Source organism: Mesorhizobium sp. P2_D6, from assembly GCF_056404315.1.
Genome location: NZ_JBFUEG010000011.1, coordinates 13,732 through 33,105 on the forward strand (window position 1 = coordinate 13,732; position 19,374 = coordinate 33,105).

Annotated in this window: 10 protein-coding genes; 4 read left to right on the forward strand and 6 right to left on the reverse strand. The window is 63.7% G+C overall.

Going from position 1 to position 19,374, the window contains the following annotated elements; translation table 11 throughout:
• Window positions 1–180: 180 nt before the first annotated feature.
• The 4 genes from AC1D1L_RS22240 to AC1D1L_RS22255 all read left to right on the forward strand — a co-directional run bounded on the left by AC1D1L_RS22240 (window position 181) and on the right by AC1D1L_RS22255 (window position 8,726).
• Window positions 181–3,159, forward strand: coding sequence for a sarcosine oxidase subunit alpha (locus AC1D1L_RS22240; protein ID WP_477343601.1), 2,979 nt, complete (start codon window positions 181–183; stop codon window positions 3,157–3,159).
• Window positions 3,152–3,772, forward strand: a complete 621-nt coding sequence (locus AC1D1L_RS22245) for a sarcosine oxidase subunit gamma (RefSeq protein WP_477343602.1) — start codon at window positions 3,152–3,154, stop codon at window positions 3,770–3,772. The genes AC1D1L_RS22240 and AC1D1L_RS22245 overlap by 8 nt, the downstream gene beginning before the upstream one ends.
• Before the next feature lie 347 nt (window positions 3,773–4,119).
• The gene (locus AC1D1L_RS22250; protein ID WP_477343603.1) at window positions 4,120–6,489 is read left to right on the forward strand and encodes a DUF1989 domain-containing protein; all 2,370 of its coding nucleotides are present in this window, start codon (window positions 4,120–4,122) and stop codon (window positions 6,487–6,489) included.
• Between the two features lie 527 nt (window positions 6,490–7,016).
• Entirely contained in the window at window positions 7,017–8,726 is a 1,710-nt protein-coding gene (locus tag AC1D1L_RS22255; RefSeq protein WP_477343604.1) for an APC family permease, read from the forward strand.
• Window positions 8,727–8,820: 94 nt separating this feature from the next.
• Here AC1D1L_RS22255 and AC1D1L_RS22260 read toward each other — a convergent pair whose 3' ends face one another.
• The 6 genes from AC1D1L_RS22260 to AC1D1L_RS22285 form a co-directional block, all read right to left on the reverse strand.
• Window positions 8,821–10,164, reverse strand: coding sequence for an LLM class flavin-dependent oxidoreductase (locus AC1D1L_RS22260; RefSeq protein WP_477343605.1), 1,344 nt, complete (start codon window positions 10,162–10,164; stop codon window positions 8,821–8,823).
• A gap of 190 nt (window positions 10,165–10,354) precedes the next feature.
• Window positions 10,355–11,848 carry an aldehyde dehydrogenase family protein gene (locus tag AC1D1L_RS22265; RefSeq protein WP_477343606.1) on the reverse strand — a complete coding sequence of 498 codons (1,494 nt, stop codon included), beginning with the start codon at window positions 11,846–11,848 and terminating at the stop codon, window positions 10,355–10,357.
• 117 nt (window positions 11,849–11,965) lie between these two features.
• On the reverse strand, window positions 11,966–15,106 hold the full coding sequence (locus AC1D1L_RS22270; protein WP_477343607.1) for an efflux RND transporter permease subunit: 3,141 nt from the start codon (window positions 15,104–15,106) through the stop codon (window positions 11,966–11,968).
• 251 nt (window positions 15,107–15,357) lie between these two features.
• Entirely contained in the window at window positions 15,358–16,497 is a 1,140-nt protein-coding gene (locus tag AC1D1L_RS22275; protein ID WP_477343608.1) for an efflux RND transporter periplasmic adaptor subunit, read from the reverse strand.
• A gap of 52 nt (window positions 16,498–16,549) precedes the next feature.
• Window positions 16,550–17,155 carry a TetR/AcrR family transcriptional regulator gene (locus AC1D1L_RS22280; RefSeq protein ID WP_477343609.1) on the reverse strand — a complete coding sequence of 202 codons (606 nt, stop codon included), beginning with the start codon at window positions 17,153–17,155 and terminating at the stop codon, window positions 16,550–16,552.
• A gap of 444 nt (window positions 17,156–17,599) precedes the next feature.
• A complete protein-coding gene (locus tag AC1D1L_RS22285; RefSeq protein ID WP_477343610.1) occupies window positions 17,600–19,240 on the reverse strand; it encodes an acyl-CoA synthetase in 1,641 nt (546 codons plus the stop codon).
• Window positions 19,241–19,374: the final 134 nt, after the last annotated feature.

Sequence of the window (19,374 nt, forward strand, 5' to 3'; positions counted from 1 at the left end):
TAGAGACGGGGAGAGGGGCGCTCTTGCCAACGGTTTCGCCAATCATCGGCGTAGCAAGAAGGAGGGCGGCGTTGCGGCCAGCCCACTTCTCCCCGTCACTATACGGGGAGAAGTGCCCGGCAGAGCGATGAGGGGCAGCGCTACCCTTCGCGATGACATCAAATCGAGAGGCTGGACATCGTGACCTCTCAATCCCATCGCCTCACCTCAGGCGGCCTCATCGACCGGTCCACGCCGCTCAACTTCCGCTTCGACGGCAAGACATTCTCCGGCTTCCAGGGCGACACGCTAGCGTCGGCGCTGGTCGCCAATGGCGTCAAGCTGGTCGGCCGCTCGTTCAAATATCATCGCCCGCGCGGCATTCTCACCGCAGGCTCGGAAGAACCCAACGCGTTGGTCGAACTGCGCACCGGCGCACGGCGCGAGGCCAACACCAAGGCGACGACGGCCGAACTCTATGAGGGGCTCGAAGCGGCCAGCCAGAACCGCTGGCCGTCGCTGCGCCACGATGTGATGTCGGTCAACCAGCTGTTCGCGCCGATCTTCGTCGCCGGCTTCTACTACAAGACCTTCATGTGGCCGGCGAAATTCTGGGAGATGATCTACGAGCCGGCGATCCGCCGCGCCGCCGGTCTCGGCCGCGCGGCGGTTACCGCCGATCCCGATCACTACGACAAGGCCTGGGCGCATTGCGATGTGGTGATCGCCGGCTCAGGTCCGGCAGGCTTGGCGGCTGCTTTAGCCGCCGGCCGCAGCGGTGCCCGCGTCATCCTGTGCGAAGAGGATTTTGTCCCTGGCGGCCGGCTGCTGGCTGATGGCGGCACGATCGACGGGCTGCCGGCAGCGGAGTGGACCCAGCGCACGCTGGCCGAACTCGGTTCGATGCCCGATGTCCGCCTCATGACGCGCACGACGCTGTTCGGCGTCTATGATGGCGGCACCTATGGCGCGATCGAACGCGTCAACGACCATCTGCCGACGCCGCCCGAGCATCAGGTGCGGCAGCGGCTGTGGCGGATCGTGGCCAAGCGTTGCGTCGTCGCCGCCGGCGCGATCGAACGACCCATCGTCTTTGCCGGCAACGACACGCCCGGCGTGATGATGGCCTCGGCCATGCGGACCTATGTCGCACGCTATGCCGCCACCCCGGCAAAACGGATCGCACTGTTCACCAACAATGAGGATGGCTGGCGCACAGTCGAGACCGCACTCGGCGCCGGATTGCAGGTCGCGGCGGTGATCGACGCGCGGCCGGATGTCTCCCCTGATCATCGCTCGCTGGCATCCCAAAACGGCTTCACCGTGCTGCATGGCTCCGTCAGCGGCGTCGACGGCGGCAAGGACGGCGTGCGCAAGATTTCGGTGTCGCTGACCGGCGGTGCACGCGCCGAAGTCGAAGCCGACGGGCTCGCCGTTTCCGGCGGCTGGAACCCGGCGGTCGGGCTCACCTCCTATCATCGCGGCCGGCCGAAATGGCGCGACAACATCGCCGCCTTCGTGCCGGATGGCGCGCCTCCCGGCATGGTTGCCGCAGGTGCGGCCAATGGCGATTTCGGTCTTGGCGCCTGCCTGCGTGACGGTTTTGAAGCGGGTGCGGCAGCCGCGCGTGATGCAGGGCGGATCGGCAATGCAGGATCGACGCCTGTCGCCGATAACGAGGCCTTTTCGCTGACCCCGCTCTGGCATGTCGTCGGCAAGGGCAAAGCCTTTGTCGACCAACAGCACGACGTCACCGCTTCCGACATCGAGCTGGCGCAGCGCGAGGGCTTTGAATCGGTCGAGCATCTGAAGCGCTACACCACGCTCGGCATGGCGACCGACCAGGGCAAGACCTCCAACGTTGCCGGCCTCGCCATCATGGCGGCTGTGACCGGCAAATCCATCCCCGAGACCGGCACGACGATCTACCGGCCGCCTTACGTGCCCGTCGCCATCGGCGCCTTTGCCGGCCATCATCGCGACGAGAATTTTCACTCGACGCGGCTGACGCCGTCGCATCACTGGGCCGCCGAACAGGGCGCGATCTTTGTCGACACCGGCCTGTGGAAGCGCGCGCAGTGGTATCCACGCGTCGGCGAGAAGGACTGGCTGGAATCCGTGACGCGCGAGGTCAAGGCGGTGCGCGGCGGCGTCGGCTTCTGCGATGTCTCGACGCTCGGCAAGATCGACGTGCATGGCCCGGATGCCGGCGCCTTCCTCGACCGCGTCTACATCAACACCTTTTCCAACCTCGCCGTCGGCAAGGCGCGCTACGGTCTGATGCTGCGCGAGGACGGCCTGGTCTATGATGACGGCACGACGTCGCGACTGGCCGAAGACCATTATTTCCTCACCACCACCACCGCCAAGGCCGGGCTGGTGATGCAGCATCTCGAATTCTGCCGGCAAGTGCTGTTCCCGGAACTCGATGTGCAGCTGACCTCGGTCTCCGACCAGTGGGCGCAGTTCTCCATCGCCGGGCCGAAGACACGCGATCTGCTGAAGGAAATCGTCGATCCGGCCGAGGACCTGTCCAACGAAGGTTTTCCGTTCATGGGGGCGCGCGAAGTAGCGCTGCGCGGCGGCATCAGGGCGCGGCTGTTCCGCATCTCCTTCTCCGGCGAGATGGCGTTCGAGATTTCGGTGCCGGCCCGCTACGGCGAGGCGATGGCGCGCAATCTGATGATTGCGGGAAAACCTTTCGGCGTGACGCCTTATGGCACCGAGGCGCTCGGCGTGATGCGCGTCGAAAAAGGCCATGTCGCCGGTCCGGAGCTGAGCGGCACCACGACGGCCGCCGATCTCGGCCTCGGCAAGATGATGTCGACCAAGAAGGATTTTATCGGTCGCGTCATGGCCGGCCGCGAGGCGCTGGTGGCGCCGGACCGGCAGGTCGTGGTCGGCATCAAGCCGGTCGACAAGGCAAGGCGCCTGCGCTCCGGCGCGCACATCATTCCGAAAGGGCAGACACCCGGCCCCGACAATGATCAGGGCTACGTCACCTCGGTCTGCTTCTCGCCGACACTCGACCAATGGATCGGGCTTGGCCTGATCGAACGTGGCCGCGAGCGCATCGGCGAGATCGTGCATGCGCACGACCCGCTGCGCGGCGAGGACTATGATGTCGAGCTCTGCAATCCCGTCTTCTACGATCCGGATGGAGGGCGCCAGCGTGGCTGAGTTTTCCTGGGATGTTCGAAGCCCGCTCGACCGGGCGCTTGTTGCCGGCGCTTATGGTGCACGGGGCGATGCCGGCGTGTCACTGACCGAGATCCGCAACTTCGACCTCGTCCAGGTGATGGCGCGACACGGCAAGGCGGCCGACATGGCCAAGGCGGCGAAGGCACGCTTCGGTGTGGCGGCTCCGCAAACACCGAAGGCGGTCGGCACGGCCGACGCGACGCTGATCTGGTCGGGACCGGATCAGTTCTTCGTGCTGTCGAAGGGTGGCAAGCATGGGACGGAGGCGCTCGCTCAGACGTTTGCATCTTCCGCGTCATTATCGGACCAGTCGCATGCGCGGGTGCTGATCAGCATCTCCGGCGCCAAGGCGCGGACGATGCTGGCGAAACTGTCGTCGATCGATTTGCATCCCGATGCGTTTCCGATTGGCGCGGCGGCCGCCACCTCGATGGATCACACCAGCGTCACGCTCTGGCGCGGGAAAGACCGTGACCGACAGGCGGTGTTCAACGTTCTGGTGTTTGCGACCTTTGCCGAGAGCCTGTGGCACACGATGCTGGATTCGGCTGCAGAGTACGGCGTGGCGATCGGGCATTCAGAGGAACTTTAGCGCGCCAATCGTAGATCTCAGCGCTGCCCCTCATTGCCCTGCCGGGCATTTCTCCCCGTAAACGGGGAGAAAGAAGCTGGCCGCAACCTTGGAGCTCGTTCAGCAACGTTGGCGATTGGCGAAACCGGCGAAGACAGCGTCCTTCGCCCCGTTTACGGGGAGAAGATGGCGGCAGCCAGATGAGGGGCGGTGCTGACGTTCGTGAGACAAGGCTGGTCAGCCACTTCAATCCGAAGCGACGCGTCCGAAACGTCACCTCCGCCTTGCCAAACGCAACCGCGCTGCTATTCTTACAGCTAAAATAATTTCACACACAGGCAAACTTGTTTCTCGAACCGCAAGCTGAGATGAGCCAGTCGCCCTACCCCACTATCGCAGCCGGACCGCCCCGACCGAGCCTCATCCTGCGGCCCGGCCAGATCGTGCTGCCGCCGGGCATGGAGCGGTATACGATCCAGGGCAACGGCGCGGTGCTGATCGAGGTCGAGGCTGGGGACACGTTCACCGTCCGCAATGTCGAGGGCGGACAGGCTTGCGAGCTTTTGGCCTGGGACACGTCGGGCGCCACCGACCCTTCCATCTTCGGCGAAAAATCCAACAGCAATGCTGCCGGCATCAAGGCGCTATTGGCCGAGGGCGATGACAGCCTCGCTTCCGTGCGCCGCGGCCTCGAGCGCCGCCAGGTGCAGCTTGACCAGGCGAAGGCCGTGCGCGTGTTCGGCGGCGCGACGCCTGCCGGCACCGAGCAGGCGTTCACTATCGCGCGTGACGGCGCGATGCTGATTGCCGCTCCGGGTGGTCCGATGCTGGTCGATGGCCATGACACGGCCACGCCGCTCACTGTCATCGTCCGCCGCGCCACGGTGCGCCTGAAGTCGAAGTCTGAGCTGGCCGATCCGCTCGCCGATCCGGTGCTCGATCTCAGGGTGCATTCGGCAACCGCCGAATCCTACTTCGTCAAGGCCGGCGACTATCTCCAGATCATCGATGTCGACGGTCGCCAGTGCACCGACTTCCAGTGCTTTTCGGCGCGCAAGCTGGACAAGGGCTACGACCACCCGCTCGACGTGACGACGACGCGCACGCTGATGGGGTCGAGCTATCCGATGCCCGGCCTGCATTCGAAATATTATGACCAGGACATGGAGCCGCTGGTCGAAGTGGTGCAGGACACGTGCGGCCGGCACGATGCCTTTGCGCTGGCGTGTGCGGCCAAATATTACGACGACATCGGCTATCCCGGCCACACCAACTGCTCGGAGAACTTCAATCGCGCGCTGGCCGACAAGGGCGTGACGCCTCGCGCGGGCTGGATGGCGATCAACTTCTTCTTCAACACGGCGATCGACGCGCATGGCGTCATGGTGTCCGATGAGCCATGGTCGCGGGCCGGCGACTATGTGCTGCTCAGGGCGCTGACCGACATCGTCTGTGTTTCCTCCGCCTGCCCCGACGACACCACGCCGGCCAATGGCTGGGATCTCACCGACATCCATGTGCGGACCTATTCCGGCCAGCACAAATTCTCGCGAGCGATCGCCAGACGCATGACGCCCGATTCGGAACCGAAAATGACCCGCGAGACCGCCTTTCATTCGAGCTTCGCCAAGCACAACCGCAACTTCGCCGAATACAGGGGCTATTGGCTCGCCAATTCCTTCGCCAAGGAGGGGCCGATTGCCGAGTACTGGGCCTGCCGGCAGGACGCGGTGATCATGGACTTGTCGCCGCTGCGCAAGTTCGAGGTTACCGGCCCGGACTCCGAAGCGCTGCTGCAATACACGCTGACCCGCGACGTCAAGAAACTCGGCGTCGGTCAAGTCGTCTACTCCGCCATGTGCTACGAGCATGGCGGTATGATCGACGACGGCACGCTGCTGCGGCTCGGCAAGGACAATTTTCGCTGGGTCGGCGGCGACGATCTGTCCGGCGAATGGCTGCGCGAGACGGCGAAGAAACTTGGCCTCAACGTGCTGGTGCGCTCCTCCACCGACCAGATGCACAATGTCGCCGTGCAGGGGCCGAAGAGCCGTGACATCTTGCGGGAAGTCATTTGGACCTCGCCGCTGCAGCCCTCCATCGACGAGCTCGAATGGTTCCGCTTTGCGGTGGCGCGCATCGGCGGCGGCAACGGCATCCCGGTCGTGGTGTCACGCACCGGCTACACCGGCGAGCTCGGCTATGAGGTCTGGTGCCATCCGCGCGACGCCGAGAAAGTGTTCGACGCCATCTGGGAAGCCGGCCAGCCGCATGGGCTGAAACCGATGGGCCTGCAGGCGCTCGACATGGTGCGCATCGAGGCCGGGCTGATCTTCGCCGGTTACGAGTTCTCCGACCAGACCGATCCGTTCGAGGCGGGCATCGGTTTCACCGTGCCTTTGAAGACCAAGACCGACGACTTCATCGGCCGCGAGGCCCTGATCCGGCGCAAGGAACATCCGCAGCACAAACTGGTCGGCCTCGACATCGACAGCAATGTCGCCGTCGGCCATGGCGACTGCGTCCATGTCGGCCGCGCCCAGATCGGCGTCGTCACTTCGGGCATGCGCTCGCCGGTGCTGAACAAGAACATCGCGCTGGCGAGACTCGACGTCACCCATGCCGCTGTCGGCACAGAGGTCGAGATCGGCAAGCTCGACGGCCACGCCAAGCGCCTGCCGGCGCGGGTGGTGGCCTTCGCCCATTACGATCCGCAGAAGACCAAACCGCGTTCCTGACGAGAGGCAATCGCTCCAGGTTTCGATTTTCCAAGCGTTTGCGCTGCCCCTCACCTGCCTGCCGGCATCCTCTCCCCGTATAGTGACGGGGAGAGGGGCGCTGTCTCGCCGATTTCGTCAACCATCGGCGTCGCAAGAAGAGTGCCAGCGTTGCGGCCAGCCCCCTTCTCCCCGTCACTATACGGGGAGAAGTGCCCGGCAGGGCGATGAGGGGCGGCGCCGACTTTCGATAATTAGTGGCCTCCAACACTGGCCGGAATCTCACCTTCGTCTGATGCGATGCCTTGGCTCATGACGGCGGCCTCAAAGTGATGCTGATACTGGGCCTGGCGCACACGCGCGCAAGCGTGATGTGCACGACATCACAAATCGCTTGACGTGAAAGCGCGCCGGATCAATCTTCACTGTTAAGAAAAAAATACGACTGAGTGGAAACACCGGAGTCGTGAAGGTCATTTGCCGGGGAACAAGCTTCGCGCAGTCGAGGCATCGCCGGCGGGAACAGCGAAAAAGGGGAATTCACAGACATGAGCTCCATTAGCACGGCCCTCGAGCAGCCTGCCGAAAGCAAGCTGCTCAGGCATATCGACTGGCGCGGCGCCTTCTGGGTGGCGAGCGGCGTTCCGGCCCTGGTCCTGTTTTCGATCGGCGGCATTGCCGGCACGACCGGAACGCTGGCCTTCCTCATCTGGACGGTGTCCATGATCATGGGCTTCCTGCAATCCTTCACCTATGCCGAGATCGCCGGCCTGTTCCCGAACAAGTCGGGCGGCGCCTCGATCTACGGCGCCACTGCCTGGCTGCGCTACTCCAAGCTCATCGCGCCGCTGTCGGTGTGGTGCAACTGGTTCGCCTGGTCGCCGGTGCTGTCGCTCGGCTGCTCGATCGCCGCCGCCTACATCCTCAACGCGCTGGCGCCGGTGCCGCTCGTCACCGAGGCGTCGCCCGATGTCGTCGCCTATATCGCAGCGCATGCCGGGACGGCGCCTGCCGATGCGATTGCCGCAGTGACCGCGGCGGCCACGCCGGCGATCCGCACCTGGACGCTGTGGAGCCACACGCTAGGCCCCGTCTCCTTCACCCTCAACGCAACCTTCTTCATCGGCGCGGTGCTGATGCTGATCATCTTCTCGATCCAGCATCGCGGCATTCTGGGCACCGCCAATGTGCAGAAGTATATCGGCCTGCTGGTCATCATCCCGATGCTTATCGTCGGCGTCGTGCCGATCGTCACTGGCCAGATCAACTGGGCGAATTTCTCGCCGCTGGTGCCGCTGGCCGCAGCCTACGCGCCGGAGCCTGGCTCATGGAACATCCCGGGCTGGACGCTGGTGCTGGGCGGCATGTTCATCGCCGCATGGTCGACCTACGGCTTTGAGACCGCGGTCTGCTACACCTCCGAGTTCAAGAACCCCGGCACCGACACCTTCAAGGCGATCTTCTATTCCGGCCTGCTCTGCATGCTTTTGTTCATCCTGGTGCCCTTCACCTTCCAGGGCGTACTGGGTTTGAACGGCATGCTGGCGACGCCGATCGTCGACGGCTCCGGCGTCGCCGATGCACTGGCCGGCATGGTCGGCGGCGGCGCGCTGATCCACAGCCTCCTGGTGATGCTGATGATCCTGGCGCTGGTGCTGTGCATCATGACGGCGATGGCCGGCTCCTCGCGCACGCTCTACCAGGGCTCGGTCGACGGCTGGCTGCCGCGCTATCTCAGCCACGTCAACGAGCATGGCGCGCCGACGCGGGCGATGTGGACCGACCTCGTCTTCAACCTGATCGTGCTGGCCATCGCTTCGGCCGACGCGACGAGCTTCTTCTTCATCCTCGCCGTGTCGAATTGCGGCTACATCATCTTCAACTTCCTCAACCTCAATGCCGGCTGGATCCACCGCATCGACAACGGCCACATCAACAGGCCTTGGAAGGCCCCGAGTTGGCTGCTCGGCGTCGGCGCCATCTTCGCCTATGTCAATGCCATCTTCATGGGCGCCGGCGCCAAGGTGTGGAACCCGATGGCGCTGTGGGCCGGCTTGATCACGGCTGCCTTGATCATCCCGGTGTTCTGCTACCGGCACTATGTCCAGGACAAGGGCAAGTTCCCCGACCACATGCTGGCCGATCTCGGCATGGCGGGCGCCGACCTCTCGGTCAAAAAGGCCGGCATGCTGCCCTACCTGACGCTGGTCGCCGGCGTGATCGTGATGCTGCTCGCCAACTGGTACTTCGTCATCTGAAAATGACGGTTTGAGAAGGAATGGGCGCGCTTCGGCGCGCCCATTCCTTTTTTGCACAAATGCATCGCATCTGAGAGTGTCTCGGCCAGCCTTGTCAGCCAGCCTTGCGGAAGCCTTCGAAGAACCGGTTCGGCGGCCGCTTCAGGCCGAGATTCTCGCGCAAGGTCGTGCCCTCATATTCGCGCCGGAAGAGCCTTCGACGCTGCAGTTCGGGCACCACCTTCTCGGCGAAGTCGTCGAGCCCGGCGGGAAGGTAGGGGAACATGACGTTGAAGCCGTCGGATCCCTCGGCAAGCAGCCATTCCTCCATCGCGTCGGCGATGGTCTTCGGCGTGCCGACAAAGGCAAGACCGGAGTAACCGCCGAGCCGCTGGGCCAGCTGGCGGACGGTCAGGTTTTCCCGGCGCGCCAATTCGATGACGCGCTCGCGGCTGCTCTTCGAGGCGTTGGTCTCGGGGATTTCAGGCAAGGGCGCATCGGGATCGAAGTGGGCCGCGTCATGGCCGAGCGCGATCGACAGCGAGGCGATGCCGCTCTCGTAATAGACCAGGCTGTCGAGCTTCGCCCGCTTGGCCTGCGCTTCCTCGATGCTGTCACCGACGATGACGAAAGCGCCGGGCAGGATCTTGATGTCGTCACGCGAACGGCCGAGCTTTTCAGCCCTGCCTTTGACATCGGCAAAGAAACGCTGTCCTGCCACGAGATCGGAATGCGCGGCGAAAATCACTTCCGCCGTTTCGGCCGCCAGTTGCCGTCCCGCCTCCGAGGCGCCGGCCTGGACGATAACCGGCCAGCCTTGCACCGGGCGGGCAATGTTGAGCGGGCCGCGCACCGAGAGGTTTTCGCCCTTGTGGTCCAGCACATGCAATTTGGCGGGGTCGAAATAGAGCCCGCTTTCGGCATCGCGGATGAAGGCATCATCGGCAAAGCTGTCCCACAGGCCGGTGACGACATCGTAGAATTCCCGTGCCTTGTGATAGCGCTCGTCATGCTCGACATGCTCGTCGAGGCCGAAATTCAGCGCGGCATCGGGATTGGATGTGGTGACGATGTTCCAGCCGGAGCGGCCGCCGCTGATATGGTCGAGCGAGGCGAAGCGCCGGGCGATGTGATAGGGCGCATCGAAGGTCGTCGACGCCGTGGCGACCAGGCCGATATGGTCGGTGACGGCAGCCAGCGCCGACAGCAGCGTGAACGGCTCGAATGAGGTCACCGTGTGGCTGCGCCGCAGCGCCTCGATCGGCATGTTGAGCACGGCCAGATGGTCGGCCATAAAGAAGGCATCGAACTTCGCCGCCTCCAGCGTCTGCGCGAAGCGCTTCAGATGGGCGAAGTTGAAATTGGCGTCGGGATAAGAACCGGGATAGCGCCAGGCGCCGGTGTGAAGACTGACCGGACGCATGAAGGCGCCGAGCCGCAATTGCTTGTTGTCTGCCATGGGATGATCACCTGAGGTGGACGAGCGCGATCCTTTGTTGGAGCATGATCTTTTCCAAAAACCGGTGCCCACTTTTTGGGATCATGCCCGCGCTCCGATATATCGCCAAGATCGGACGGCTTTGCCGTCCTGGAAAGGAATCCTGTTTTGCGAAACCCGCGTCGCGGAGCATTTTTGTGTGGGCTGCCGTTCAATCTATTTTGATGAACACGCCCTTGGTGTTGAGATATTCGCCGAGATGCTCTGCGCCGCCCTCGCGGCCGTAACCGCTCATCTTGTAGCCGCCGAAGGGCACCGCCGGATCAATGGCGTGATAGGTGTTGACCCAGACCGAGCCGGCGCGGATCTTTCGCGACAGCTGGTGCGCGGTGGCGACGTTCTGGGTGAAGACCCCGGAGGCAAGGCCGTAGGGTGTGTTGTTGGCGCGCTCGACGGCTTCGTCCAGCGTGTCGAAAGGCAGCGCCGAGATGACCGGACCGAAGATTTCCTCGCGGGCGATTTTCATCTCGTCGGAGACGCCGGCAAAGACGGTCGGCGCGACGAAATTGCCGGAGGCGAGCGCGCCCTGCGTCAGGCGGGTACCACCTGTGACCAGCTTGGCACCCTCGGCTGCTCCGGCTTCGAGATAACCCGTCACACGTTCGAGCTGCCGCACCGAAACCAGCGGGCCGATCTCGGTCGCCGGATCGATCCCGTCGCCGATCCTCAGCCCGTCCGCGTAAGCGGCGAGCCGCGCGACGAACTCGTCATGGATGGAGCGCTCGACGAACAGGCGCGAGCCGGCAATGCAGATCTGGCCGGAATTGGCGAAGACCGACATCGCCGCCACCGGCACGGCCTTGTCGAGGTCGGCATCGGCGCAGACGATGACCGGCGACTTGCCGCCAAGCTCCAGCGAGACACGTTTCAGATTGCCGGCCGAGGCGCGGACGATCGACCGGCCGGTCGCGGTCGAGCCGGTGAAGACGATCTTGTCGACGCCCATATGTTCGGCAAGTGGGGCACCCGCCTCAGCGCCGGTGCCGGTGACGATGTTGACGACGCCTGCCGGCACGCCGGCCTCGTTCATGATGTCGGCGATCAACAGCGGCGTCAGCGGCGCCTCTTCCGACGGTTTCAGCACAATGGTGCAGCCGGTCGCCAAGGCCGGGCCGATCTTCCAGATCGAGGCCGCGGTCGGCGCGTTCCACGGGATAATGGCGCCGACGACGCCGACCGGCTCCTTGCGCGTGAAGGAGACGATTTCGCCCGCCAGCGAATTGTCGATGGTCTCGCCATGCAGCACTGTGGCCATGCCGGCGTAGTAACGCAGCATGCCGATGACACGGTTGCGGTTGGCGCGGGTGCGCATGATCGGCATGCCCATATCTGTGGTGTCGGAGCGGCTGATTTCTTCCCAGTGCTTTTCGAAGAGATCGGCGATCTTCAGCAGCAGCACCTGCCGCTCATAGGGCTTGAACCGGCTCCAAGGACCGTCGAAGGCTTTTCGCGCCGCGGCCACCGCAATGTCTATGTCCTGACGGTCGCCGCGCGGCACCGTGGCGATGACCGCGCCGGTCGCCGGATTGCTGGTTTCCATGGTCTGGCCCGAGGCAGCATCGACCCAGGCGCCGTCGATGAACATCTGCCGATGGCGTCCGTCGATCGGCAGGCGCAGGGCGATCGAGGTCTGGGCCAGGGTCATGATCATCCTCCGCGCAACACACGGGGCATCATGGCCATCAGGACGCCACAACGCCGCACGTCAAACGTACGGCGTTGTAGCATTTTTCCAAGGGCGCATCCTATGCGCCAGCAGCGCTCACTCGGCTGCCAGGGCCAGTTGCGGCTGTTCATTGTCCTGGACCGCCTCGCCAGCCGGCTCCTTGGCCTTCTTCGGCTCACGACCGAAGAACAGCGCATAGCCTGCCGGCAGCACCAGGATGGTGAGCACGGTGGCGACCAGGATGCCGCCCATCATGGCGTAGGCAAGCGGGCCCCAGAACACGGCGCGCGAGATCGGGATCAGCGCCAGCACCGCCGTCATCGCCGTCAGCACGATCGGCCGGAAACGACGCACGGCCGAGCCGATGATGGCCTCCGATCGGTCCATGCCTCTCGCGATGTCCTGGTCGATCTGGTCGACCAGGATGATCGAGTTGCGCATGATGATGCCGAGGAGCGCGATGACGCCCAAGATAGCGACGAAGCCGAAGGGCGCACCGCTGATCAGCAATGCCGCCGCCGCACCGATGATGCCGAGCGGGCCGGTGGCCAGCACCAGCATCGCCTTGCCGAAATGCTGCAGCTGGATCATCAAAAGCACGACGATGACGGCCAGCATGACCGGCGCCTTGGCGGCGATCGAAGCCTGGCTCTCGGCAGAATCCTCAGCACCGCCCTGGATCTCGATCTTGTAGCCGGGCGCCAGGCTGGCGCGCATGCCCTGCATGTCGTTGTAGAGCTTGGTGACGACATCGTTCGACTGCACGCCGTCCGGAAGTGTGGCGCGCACCGAGATGGTCGGCAGGCGGTCGCGGCGCCATTCGACGCCCTGCTCGAGCACGGGCACCACCTTGGCCACCTGCGACAGCGGCACGAAGCCGCCGAAGTCGGTCGGGATATAGACCGAGTCGACCGAGGACAGCAGGTTGCGGCTGGCGTCCGGTTCGCGGGCGACGATGGACACCGTCTCCTCACCATCGCGGAAGTCGTCCAATGACGTGCCGGACATCGATGCCTGCAGCATCTGGCGGATGCGCTGCGAGGTGACCCCGAGCGCACGCGCCCGATCCTGGTCGATGACCAGCTTCATCGCCGGCACCGGCTCCAGCCAGTCGTCGTGGATGGCGCCGAGCAGCGGATTTTCGGCGAACTTCGCCTTCACCTGATCGGCGATGCGGCGCACCTCCTGGCGGTCCGGGCCCATGATGCGCAACTGCACCGGCCAGCCGGTCGGCGGCCCGAGGAACAGGCGGTCGACCTTGGAACGGATCGAGGGGAAATCCTGCGCCAGGATTGAGCGCAGCTTGAGGATCAGCCGCTCGCGCGCCGGCTCGTCATTGGCCATCACCAGCAGCTGGGCAAAGTTGGGATTGCGCAATTGCTGGTCGAGCGGCAGGAAGAAGCGCGGCGCGCCCTCGCCGATATAGGTGGCGATGAACCGCTTGTCCTTGTCGTCCATCATCCTCGATTCAAGCGCCTTGGCCTGGGTCTCGACCTCCTTGATCGAGGTTCCCTCAGGCAGCCAGAGATCGACCAGAATTTCGGGACGCGACGACTGCGGGAAGAAGTTCTGCGGGATGAACTGGAACGCCCACAGGCTGGTGGCGAAGGTGACCAGCGTCATCACCAGCACGATGATGCGGTGGCGTACCGCCCAGCCGACCGTGGCGCGCAGCCGCCGGTAGAAACTGGTGTCGAAGGCATCGTGATGATTGCCGGCATGCTTGCGCTGCTTGAGAATCATGTAGCCGAGCCACGGCGTGAAATAGACCGCAACGAACCAGGACACGACCAGCGCGATGCCGACGACGTAAAACAGCGTGCGCACATATTCGCCGGCCGTGGAGGCGGCGAAGCCGACCGGGATGAAGCCGGCGGTGGTGATCAGCGTTCCGGTCAGCATCGGAAAGGCGGTCGAGGAATAGGCGAAGCTCGCCGCTTCGATCTTGACCAGCCCCTCCTCCAGCTTGCGCTCCATCATCTCGACGACGATCATGGCGTCGTCGACGAGCAGGCCGAGCGCGATGATCAAGGCGCCGAGCGAAATGCGCTGCAGGTCGATGCCGAGCTCGTACATGATGGCGAAGGTTGCGGCCAGCACAAGCGGAATGGCGATGGCGATGACCAGGCCGGAGCGCCAGCCGATCGACAGCAGCGAGACGGCAAGCACGATCAGCAGCGCTTCGCCCAGTGCCTCCATGAACTCCTTCACTGCATCGCGCACGACCTCCGGCTGGTCGGAGATCTGGTCGACCGAAACACCGTAAGGCAGCGCGTCTTCGAAGCGCTTGTAGGTTGCTTCGACATCCTTGCCGACATCGGTGACGTTGAAGCCCTTGGCCATGACAACGCCGACCTGGACGCTTTCGTGACCGTTGAAGCGGTATTTGCGCTGATAGGGATCCTCAAGGCCGGAGGACACGGTGGCGATGTCGCCGAGACGCGTCACCTGGCCGCCGGCGCGCAGACGCAATTCCCTGATGTCGGCTGCCTTGGTGACGTCGCCTTCGACCGAGATGCGCACCGAGCGCAGGCCGGTGTCGACGGAGCCTGCCGGATCGACATTGTTCTGGCCCTTGATGGCGTTCTGCAGGTCGGTCAGCGTCAGGCCGCGTTCGGCCAGCGCCTTGGACGAAATGTCGATATAGATCTTCTCCGCCTGGTCGCCGATGATGACGGCCTTCTCGACACCCGGCGTCGTCAACAGCATGTCGCGCGCCTGGATGGCGAACTTCTTCAGCTCGGGATAGGAGTAGCCATCGCCGCTGATCGAATGCAGCGTGATGAAGGTGTCGCCGAACTCGTCGTTGAAGTAGGGGCCGAGCAGGCCTTGCGGCAGGTCGCCTGAGATGTCGCCGACCTTCTTGCGCACCTGATAGAAGGCGTCCTTCACCTCCTCGGCATTGGCGTCGCCCTTGATCTGGACGGTGATGATGGCGCTGCCGGCGCGCGTGTAGGAGCGGACGAAATCGAGATGCGGCGTTTCCTGCAGCTTGCGCTCGATCTTGTTGACGACCTGGTCCTCCATCTCCTGGATCGAGGAGCCCGGCCAGATCGCCTGGACGACCATGACGCGGAAGGTGAAATCGGGATCTTCCTTCTGGCCCATGCGCATCAGCCCGAGCCCGCCGGCGATGATGATCAGGCCGAACAGGAAGCGCGCAATGGAAGGATGGCCAATGGCCCAGCGCGAAAGATTGAAAGGCCGCTTTTCACTGCTGTCGTTGGTGGTGGTCATCGGCGTCAGTCCAATTCGTTGATCGTGAGCGCATACCCTTGGCATGCGGCTTCAGGGAATTCCGATGCTGGCTTCCGGGCGGCGAGGCTTTCCGAGCGGGAGAGACTCTCATCGCGGTGGGACGCGTGGATCGATGCGGGGGAACTCGACCTTGGCGTCTCGACCATCGGGCGCTCGCCGCCCGGAAACCATGAATGCTTCGCCAGCCTTTTCGCCAAAGCGACGATCAAGCCGGCTTCATGCGTCTGCCTTCAGCGCAGGGCCTTTGCGGCGTCGCCTTCCGCAGAGGCGGCCTGCACCGCGTCGCCGGTCAGCTTGACCTTGAGATTCTCGCTCATGAACTGAGTGCCGGCGGCAACGACGACATCACCCGGCTTGAGCCCGTCGGCGACACTGACGCCGTCGGCGGTAAATTCCGCAACCTTGACCGGGCGCTCGTGCACCGTCTCGCCGGCGCGGTCGACGGTCCAGACAATCTTGCGGCCATCCTTTTCCGCCAGCGCGCTGAGTGGGATCGACACCATCTCCTGCTTCTTGGCCACCGAAGCCTCGATGTTGGCGGTCATGCCGAGCAGCACGCGCGGATCGTCGGGCAGCGAGACACGCACGGCAAAGGTGCGCGACTGCTGGTCGGCGCTGCCGGCCACTTCGCGAACCTTGCCGGAGAGCTTCAGCGCATCGTCGGACCAGAAGCTGGCCGTGACGTCCTTGCCTGGCTTGAAGGCGGCTATGTCCATTTCAGGAACCGCGATTAGCACTTCCTTTTCGCCATCGACAGCAACCGTCATGACCGGCGTTCCGGCGCCGACCACCTGGCCGACATCAGCGGAAACCGCCGTGACGATGCCGTTCTCGCTTGCCTTGAGATCGGTGTAGACGACCTGGTTCTGCGCCTGTGAAAGGGTCGAACGGGCGGCATCGCGGCTCGCCACCGCCTGGTTGTAGCTCAGCGTCGCTTGCTCGAGTTGCGACTTGGAGGTGAAATTCTTGGCATAGAGCTGCTCGGCGCGCTTTCTGGTCAGGTCAACCGTCTCGACCTGCCGCTCAGCGGCATCGAGACTGGCCTTCGCGCTCTTGACCGAAAGCTCGTAGTCGGTGGGATCGATGCGGGCGAGCACATCGCCCGTGGTCACATGCTGGCCGATGTCGACCAGGCGCTCAGTGACCTTGCCATTGATCCGAAAGCCGAGATTCATTTCGGTGCGGGCGCGCACCGAGCCGGAATAGGCGAGTTCGCGGCTGTTTTGCGCCTGGCCGATCTCGACCACCTTGACCGGGCGGATAATGTCCTGGACTTCGGCCTTTTCCTGGCTGCAGGCGGCGAGCCCGAGCGTGGCGACGATCAGGCCGGCGACCGGCAGCTTGCGGAGGATGGAACTGGACAAAGACACTTTCTTACTCCCGACTGGAGATGAACGGTCGACACCGGCGCCCGGCGGGCGGTTATTTCAGGGCTTTGATTGCGTAATCGATGAGGTCGTCGGGCATCGCCCGGTTGGTCTTGGCAAGGCACTGTGCCACCATTTGCGGGTGGCACAGAATGACGGTGGCGGCGCCGAAGCAGCGCGATGCGATGACCGGATCCTGTTCTCTGAACTCACCGGCGGCGATGCCTTCGCGGATCACCTCGGCAAACAGGTCGTGAATGCTGTCGACATGCTTGTCGATGACACCCCAGTCGCGCTCGAGTGCGACGATCACCATCTCGTGCACCTTCTGGTCGTCGAGCATGACTTCCAGCGTCATCTTGTACTGCGCATGGATATAGCGACGCAGCCGCTCCTCGGCGCTGATCGGCAGGCGGCATATCGCGTAGGCCATATTGTAGCTAGCGAGGAGCATGCGGCCGCAAACGGCCTGGTGGATTTCGACCTTGGAGGCGAAGAAACGGTAGATGTTGGCCGGCGACATGCCGAGTTCGCGGGCGATATCGGCAACATTGGTCTTGCCGTACCCGTAGTGGCGGAAGAGGCGCTCGGCGCAGTCGAGAATGCGCGTGACATTCTCCTGGCGGGCGGCGTCGACCATGATGCTGGCGGCTTCGGACATTAGCTCTTTGTCAATTAACGAGTGACGAATTTCAATTTTTGTCAGTCGTAAATCCAAAAGAGCGGACTGTCAACGCTGAATCGACGTACGCGTATAATTGGTGACAGATGGTGACATGGGTTGCGGAGGCGGTGATGCCGGAGATTGGCGAATGACGCCCGTCCCGTCGTCATCCTAGGGCGAAGCAAGGAGCGAAGCGACGCGGCGCAGACCCCAGGATCCATGCCGTTATGCATGTCAAAGAATGAGGCGGATCAATAATTTATACTGGTAAGCGAGCTGTAGCCGCTCTCAGCCGCCAGAGCACTGCCGCAAAGTCACGGCATGGATTCCTAGGGTTTCCGCGACGTCGCTTCGCGACTGCTCCACCCTAGGATGACGAGTCGCGGACGGCACAGGCTAACCACGAATGTCGAAGCCAGAAGAGAGCCCCAATGCTGTTGGTCAAGCCCCCTTCGCCATTTCCCGCAGCCGAAACTTCTGGATCTTCCCCGTCGACGTCTTCGGGATCTCCGCAAAAATCACCGCCTTCGGCACCTTGAAGCGGGCGAGCAAGGCGCGGCAGTGCTCGATGATCTCGGCCTCGCTCGCCGCTTTGCCGGGCTTGAGCTCGACATAGGCGACCGGAACCTCGCCCCATTTGTCGTCGGCCCTGGCAACGACACCGCAGGACGCTACGGACGGGTGCTTGTAGAGCGCATCCTCGACCTCGATCGACGAAATATTCTCCCCGCCGGAGATGATGATGTCCTTGGAGCGGTCCTTGAGCTGGATGTAGCCGTCGGGATGCATGACGCCGAGGTCGCCGGAATGGAACCAGCCGCCGGCAAAGGCCTCGTCGGTTGCCTTCCTGTTTTTCAGATAGCCTTTCATGACGATGTTGCCGCGGAACATGACCTCGCCGATGGTCTCGCCGTCGGCCGGTGTCTCCTGCATTGTTTCCGGGTCCATGACCGTCAGGCCTTCGAGTGCGGCATAGCGCACGCCTTGCCTGGCCTTCTTCTGCGCCTTCGCTCCCTTGTCGAGATCGTCCCACGCGCCATGCCATTCGTTGACGACCGCCGGGCCATAGGTCTCGGTCAGGCCGTAGAGATGGGTGACGGCAAAGCCGGCATCGGCCATGCCCGACAGCACCGCTTCCGGCGGTGGTGCGGCCGCGGTGTTGAAGGTGACCGTCTGCGGGAAGTGGCGCTTGTCCTCATCCCTGGCGTTGATCAACACCGACATGACGACCGGCGCGCCACAAAGGTGGGTGACGCCGTGATCGGCGATGGCATCGTAGATCGCCTTCGGCCGCACCCAGCGCAGGCAGACATGGGTGCCGGCCTGGACGGCGAGCGTCCACGGAAAACACCAGCCATTGCAGTGGAACATCGGCAGCGTCCAGAGATAGACGGCGTGCTTGGCCATGCCGGCATGGATGGTGTTGGTGTAGGCCATCAGGGCGGCGCCGCGATGATGGTAGACGACGCCCTTCGGATTGCCGGTCGTGCCTGAGGTGTAGTTGAGCGAGATGGCGTCCCATTCGTCGTCGGGCATCGACCAGGCATAGTTCTCGTCGCCGCCGGCGACGAAATCCTCATAGTCGATCGAGCCGATGCGCTCGCCCTTCGGATAGGGTGCGTCGGCGGCATAGTCGGGATCGTCATAGTCGATGACCAGCGGCTTGACCTTTGCCAGCGCCAGCGCCTGTTTGACGACGGCGGCAAATTCGCGGTCGACGATCAGCACCTTGGTCTCGGCATGGTCGATCTGGAAGGCGATGACGGCGGCGTCGAGGCGGGTGTTGAGCGAATGCAGCACCGCCTTGGTCATCGGCGCGCCGAAATGCGCCTCCAGCATCGGCGGCGTGTTGGACAGCATGACGGTCACCGTATCGCCCTTGCCGATGCCGCGCTTCGACAGCGCCGAGGCGAGCTTCAGCGAGCGCAGCCAGAAGGTGCGATAGGTGCTGCGCTGGCTGCCATGGATGATGGCGACATGGTCGGGATAGGTGCTTGCCGCCCGCTCCAGATAGGTGAGCGGCGTCAGCGGCTGGTGGTTGGCGGCGTTCTTGCCGAGATCCTGATCGTAGGGATTGCCCATCCCACTCCTCCCCGAATGTTCTTTTGAGAACTTCTAACCACAGGTTCCCGCCCCGTCACCATCAGCAAATCCCGACCGGGCACATTTGGCGCAAAGATTATCCAGATTCGACGGGCAAGAAGGCATCGTGTACC

Coding starts and splice junctions, on each gene's coding strand:
- AC1D1L_RS22250 (WP_477343603.1), top strand. CDS start 4,120: ATGAGCCAGTCGCCCTACCCCACTATCGCAGCCGGACCGCCCCGACCG.
- AC1D1L_RS22255 (WP_477343604.1), top strand. CDS start 7,017: ATGAGCTCCATTAGCACGGCCCTCGAGCAGCCTGCCGAAAGCAAGCTG.
- AC1D1L_RS22260 (WP_477343605.1), bottom strand. CDS start 10,164: ATGGCAGACAACAAGCAATTGCGGCTCGGCGCCTTCATGCGTCCGGTC.
- AC1D1L_RS22265 (WP_477343606.1), bottom strand. CDS start 11,848: ATGACCCTGGCCCAGACCTCGATCGCCCTGCGCCTGCCGATCGACGGA.
- AC1D1L_RS22270 (WP_477343607.1), bottom strand. CDS start 15,106: ATGACCACCACCAACGACAGCAGTGAAAAGCGGCCTTTCAATCTTTCG.
- AC1D1L_RS22280 (WP_477343609.1), bottom strand. CDS start 17,155: ATGTCCGAAGCCGCCAGCATCATGGTCGACGCCGCCCGCCAGGAGAAT.
- AC1D1L_RS22285 (WP_477343610.1), bottom strand. CDS start 19,240: ATGGGCAATCCCTACGATCAGGATCTCGGCAAGAACGCCGCCAACCAC.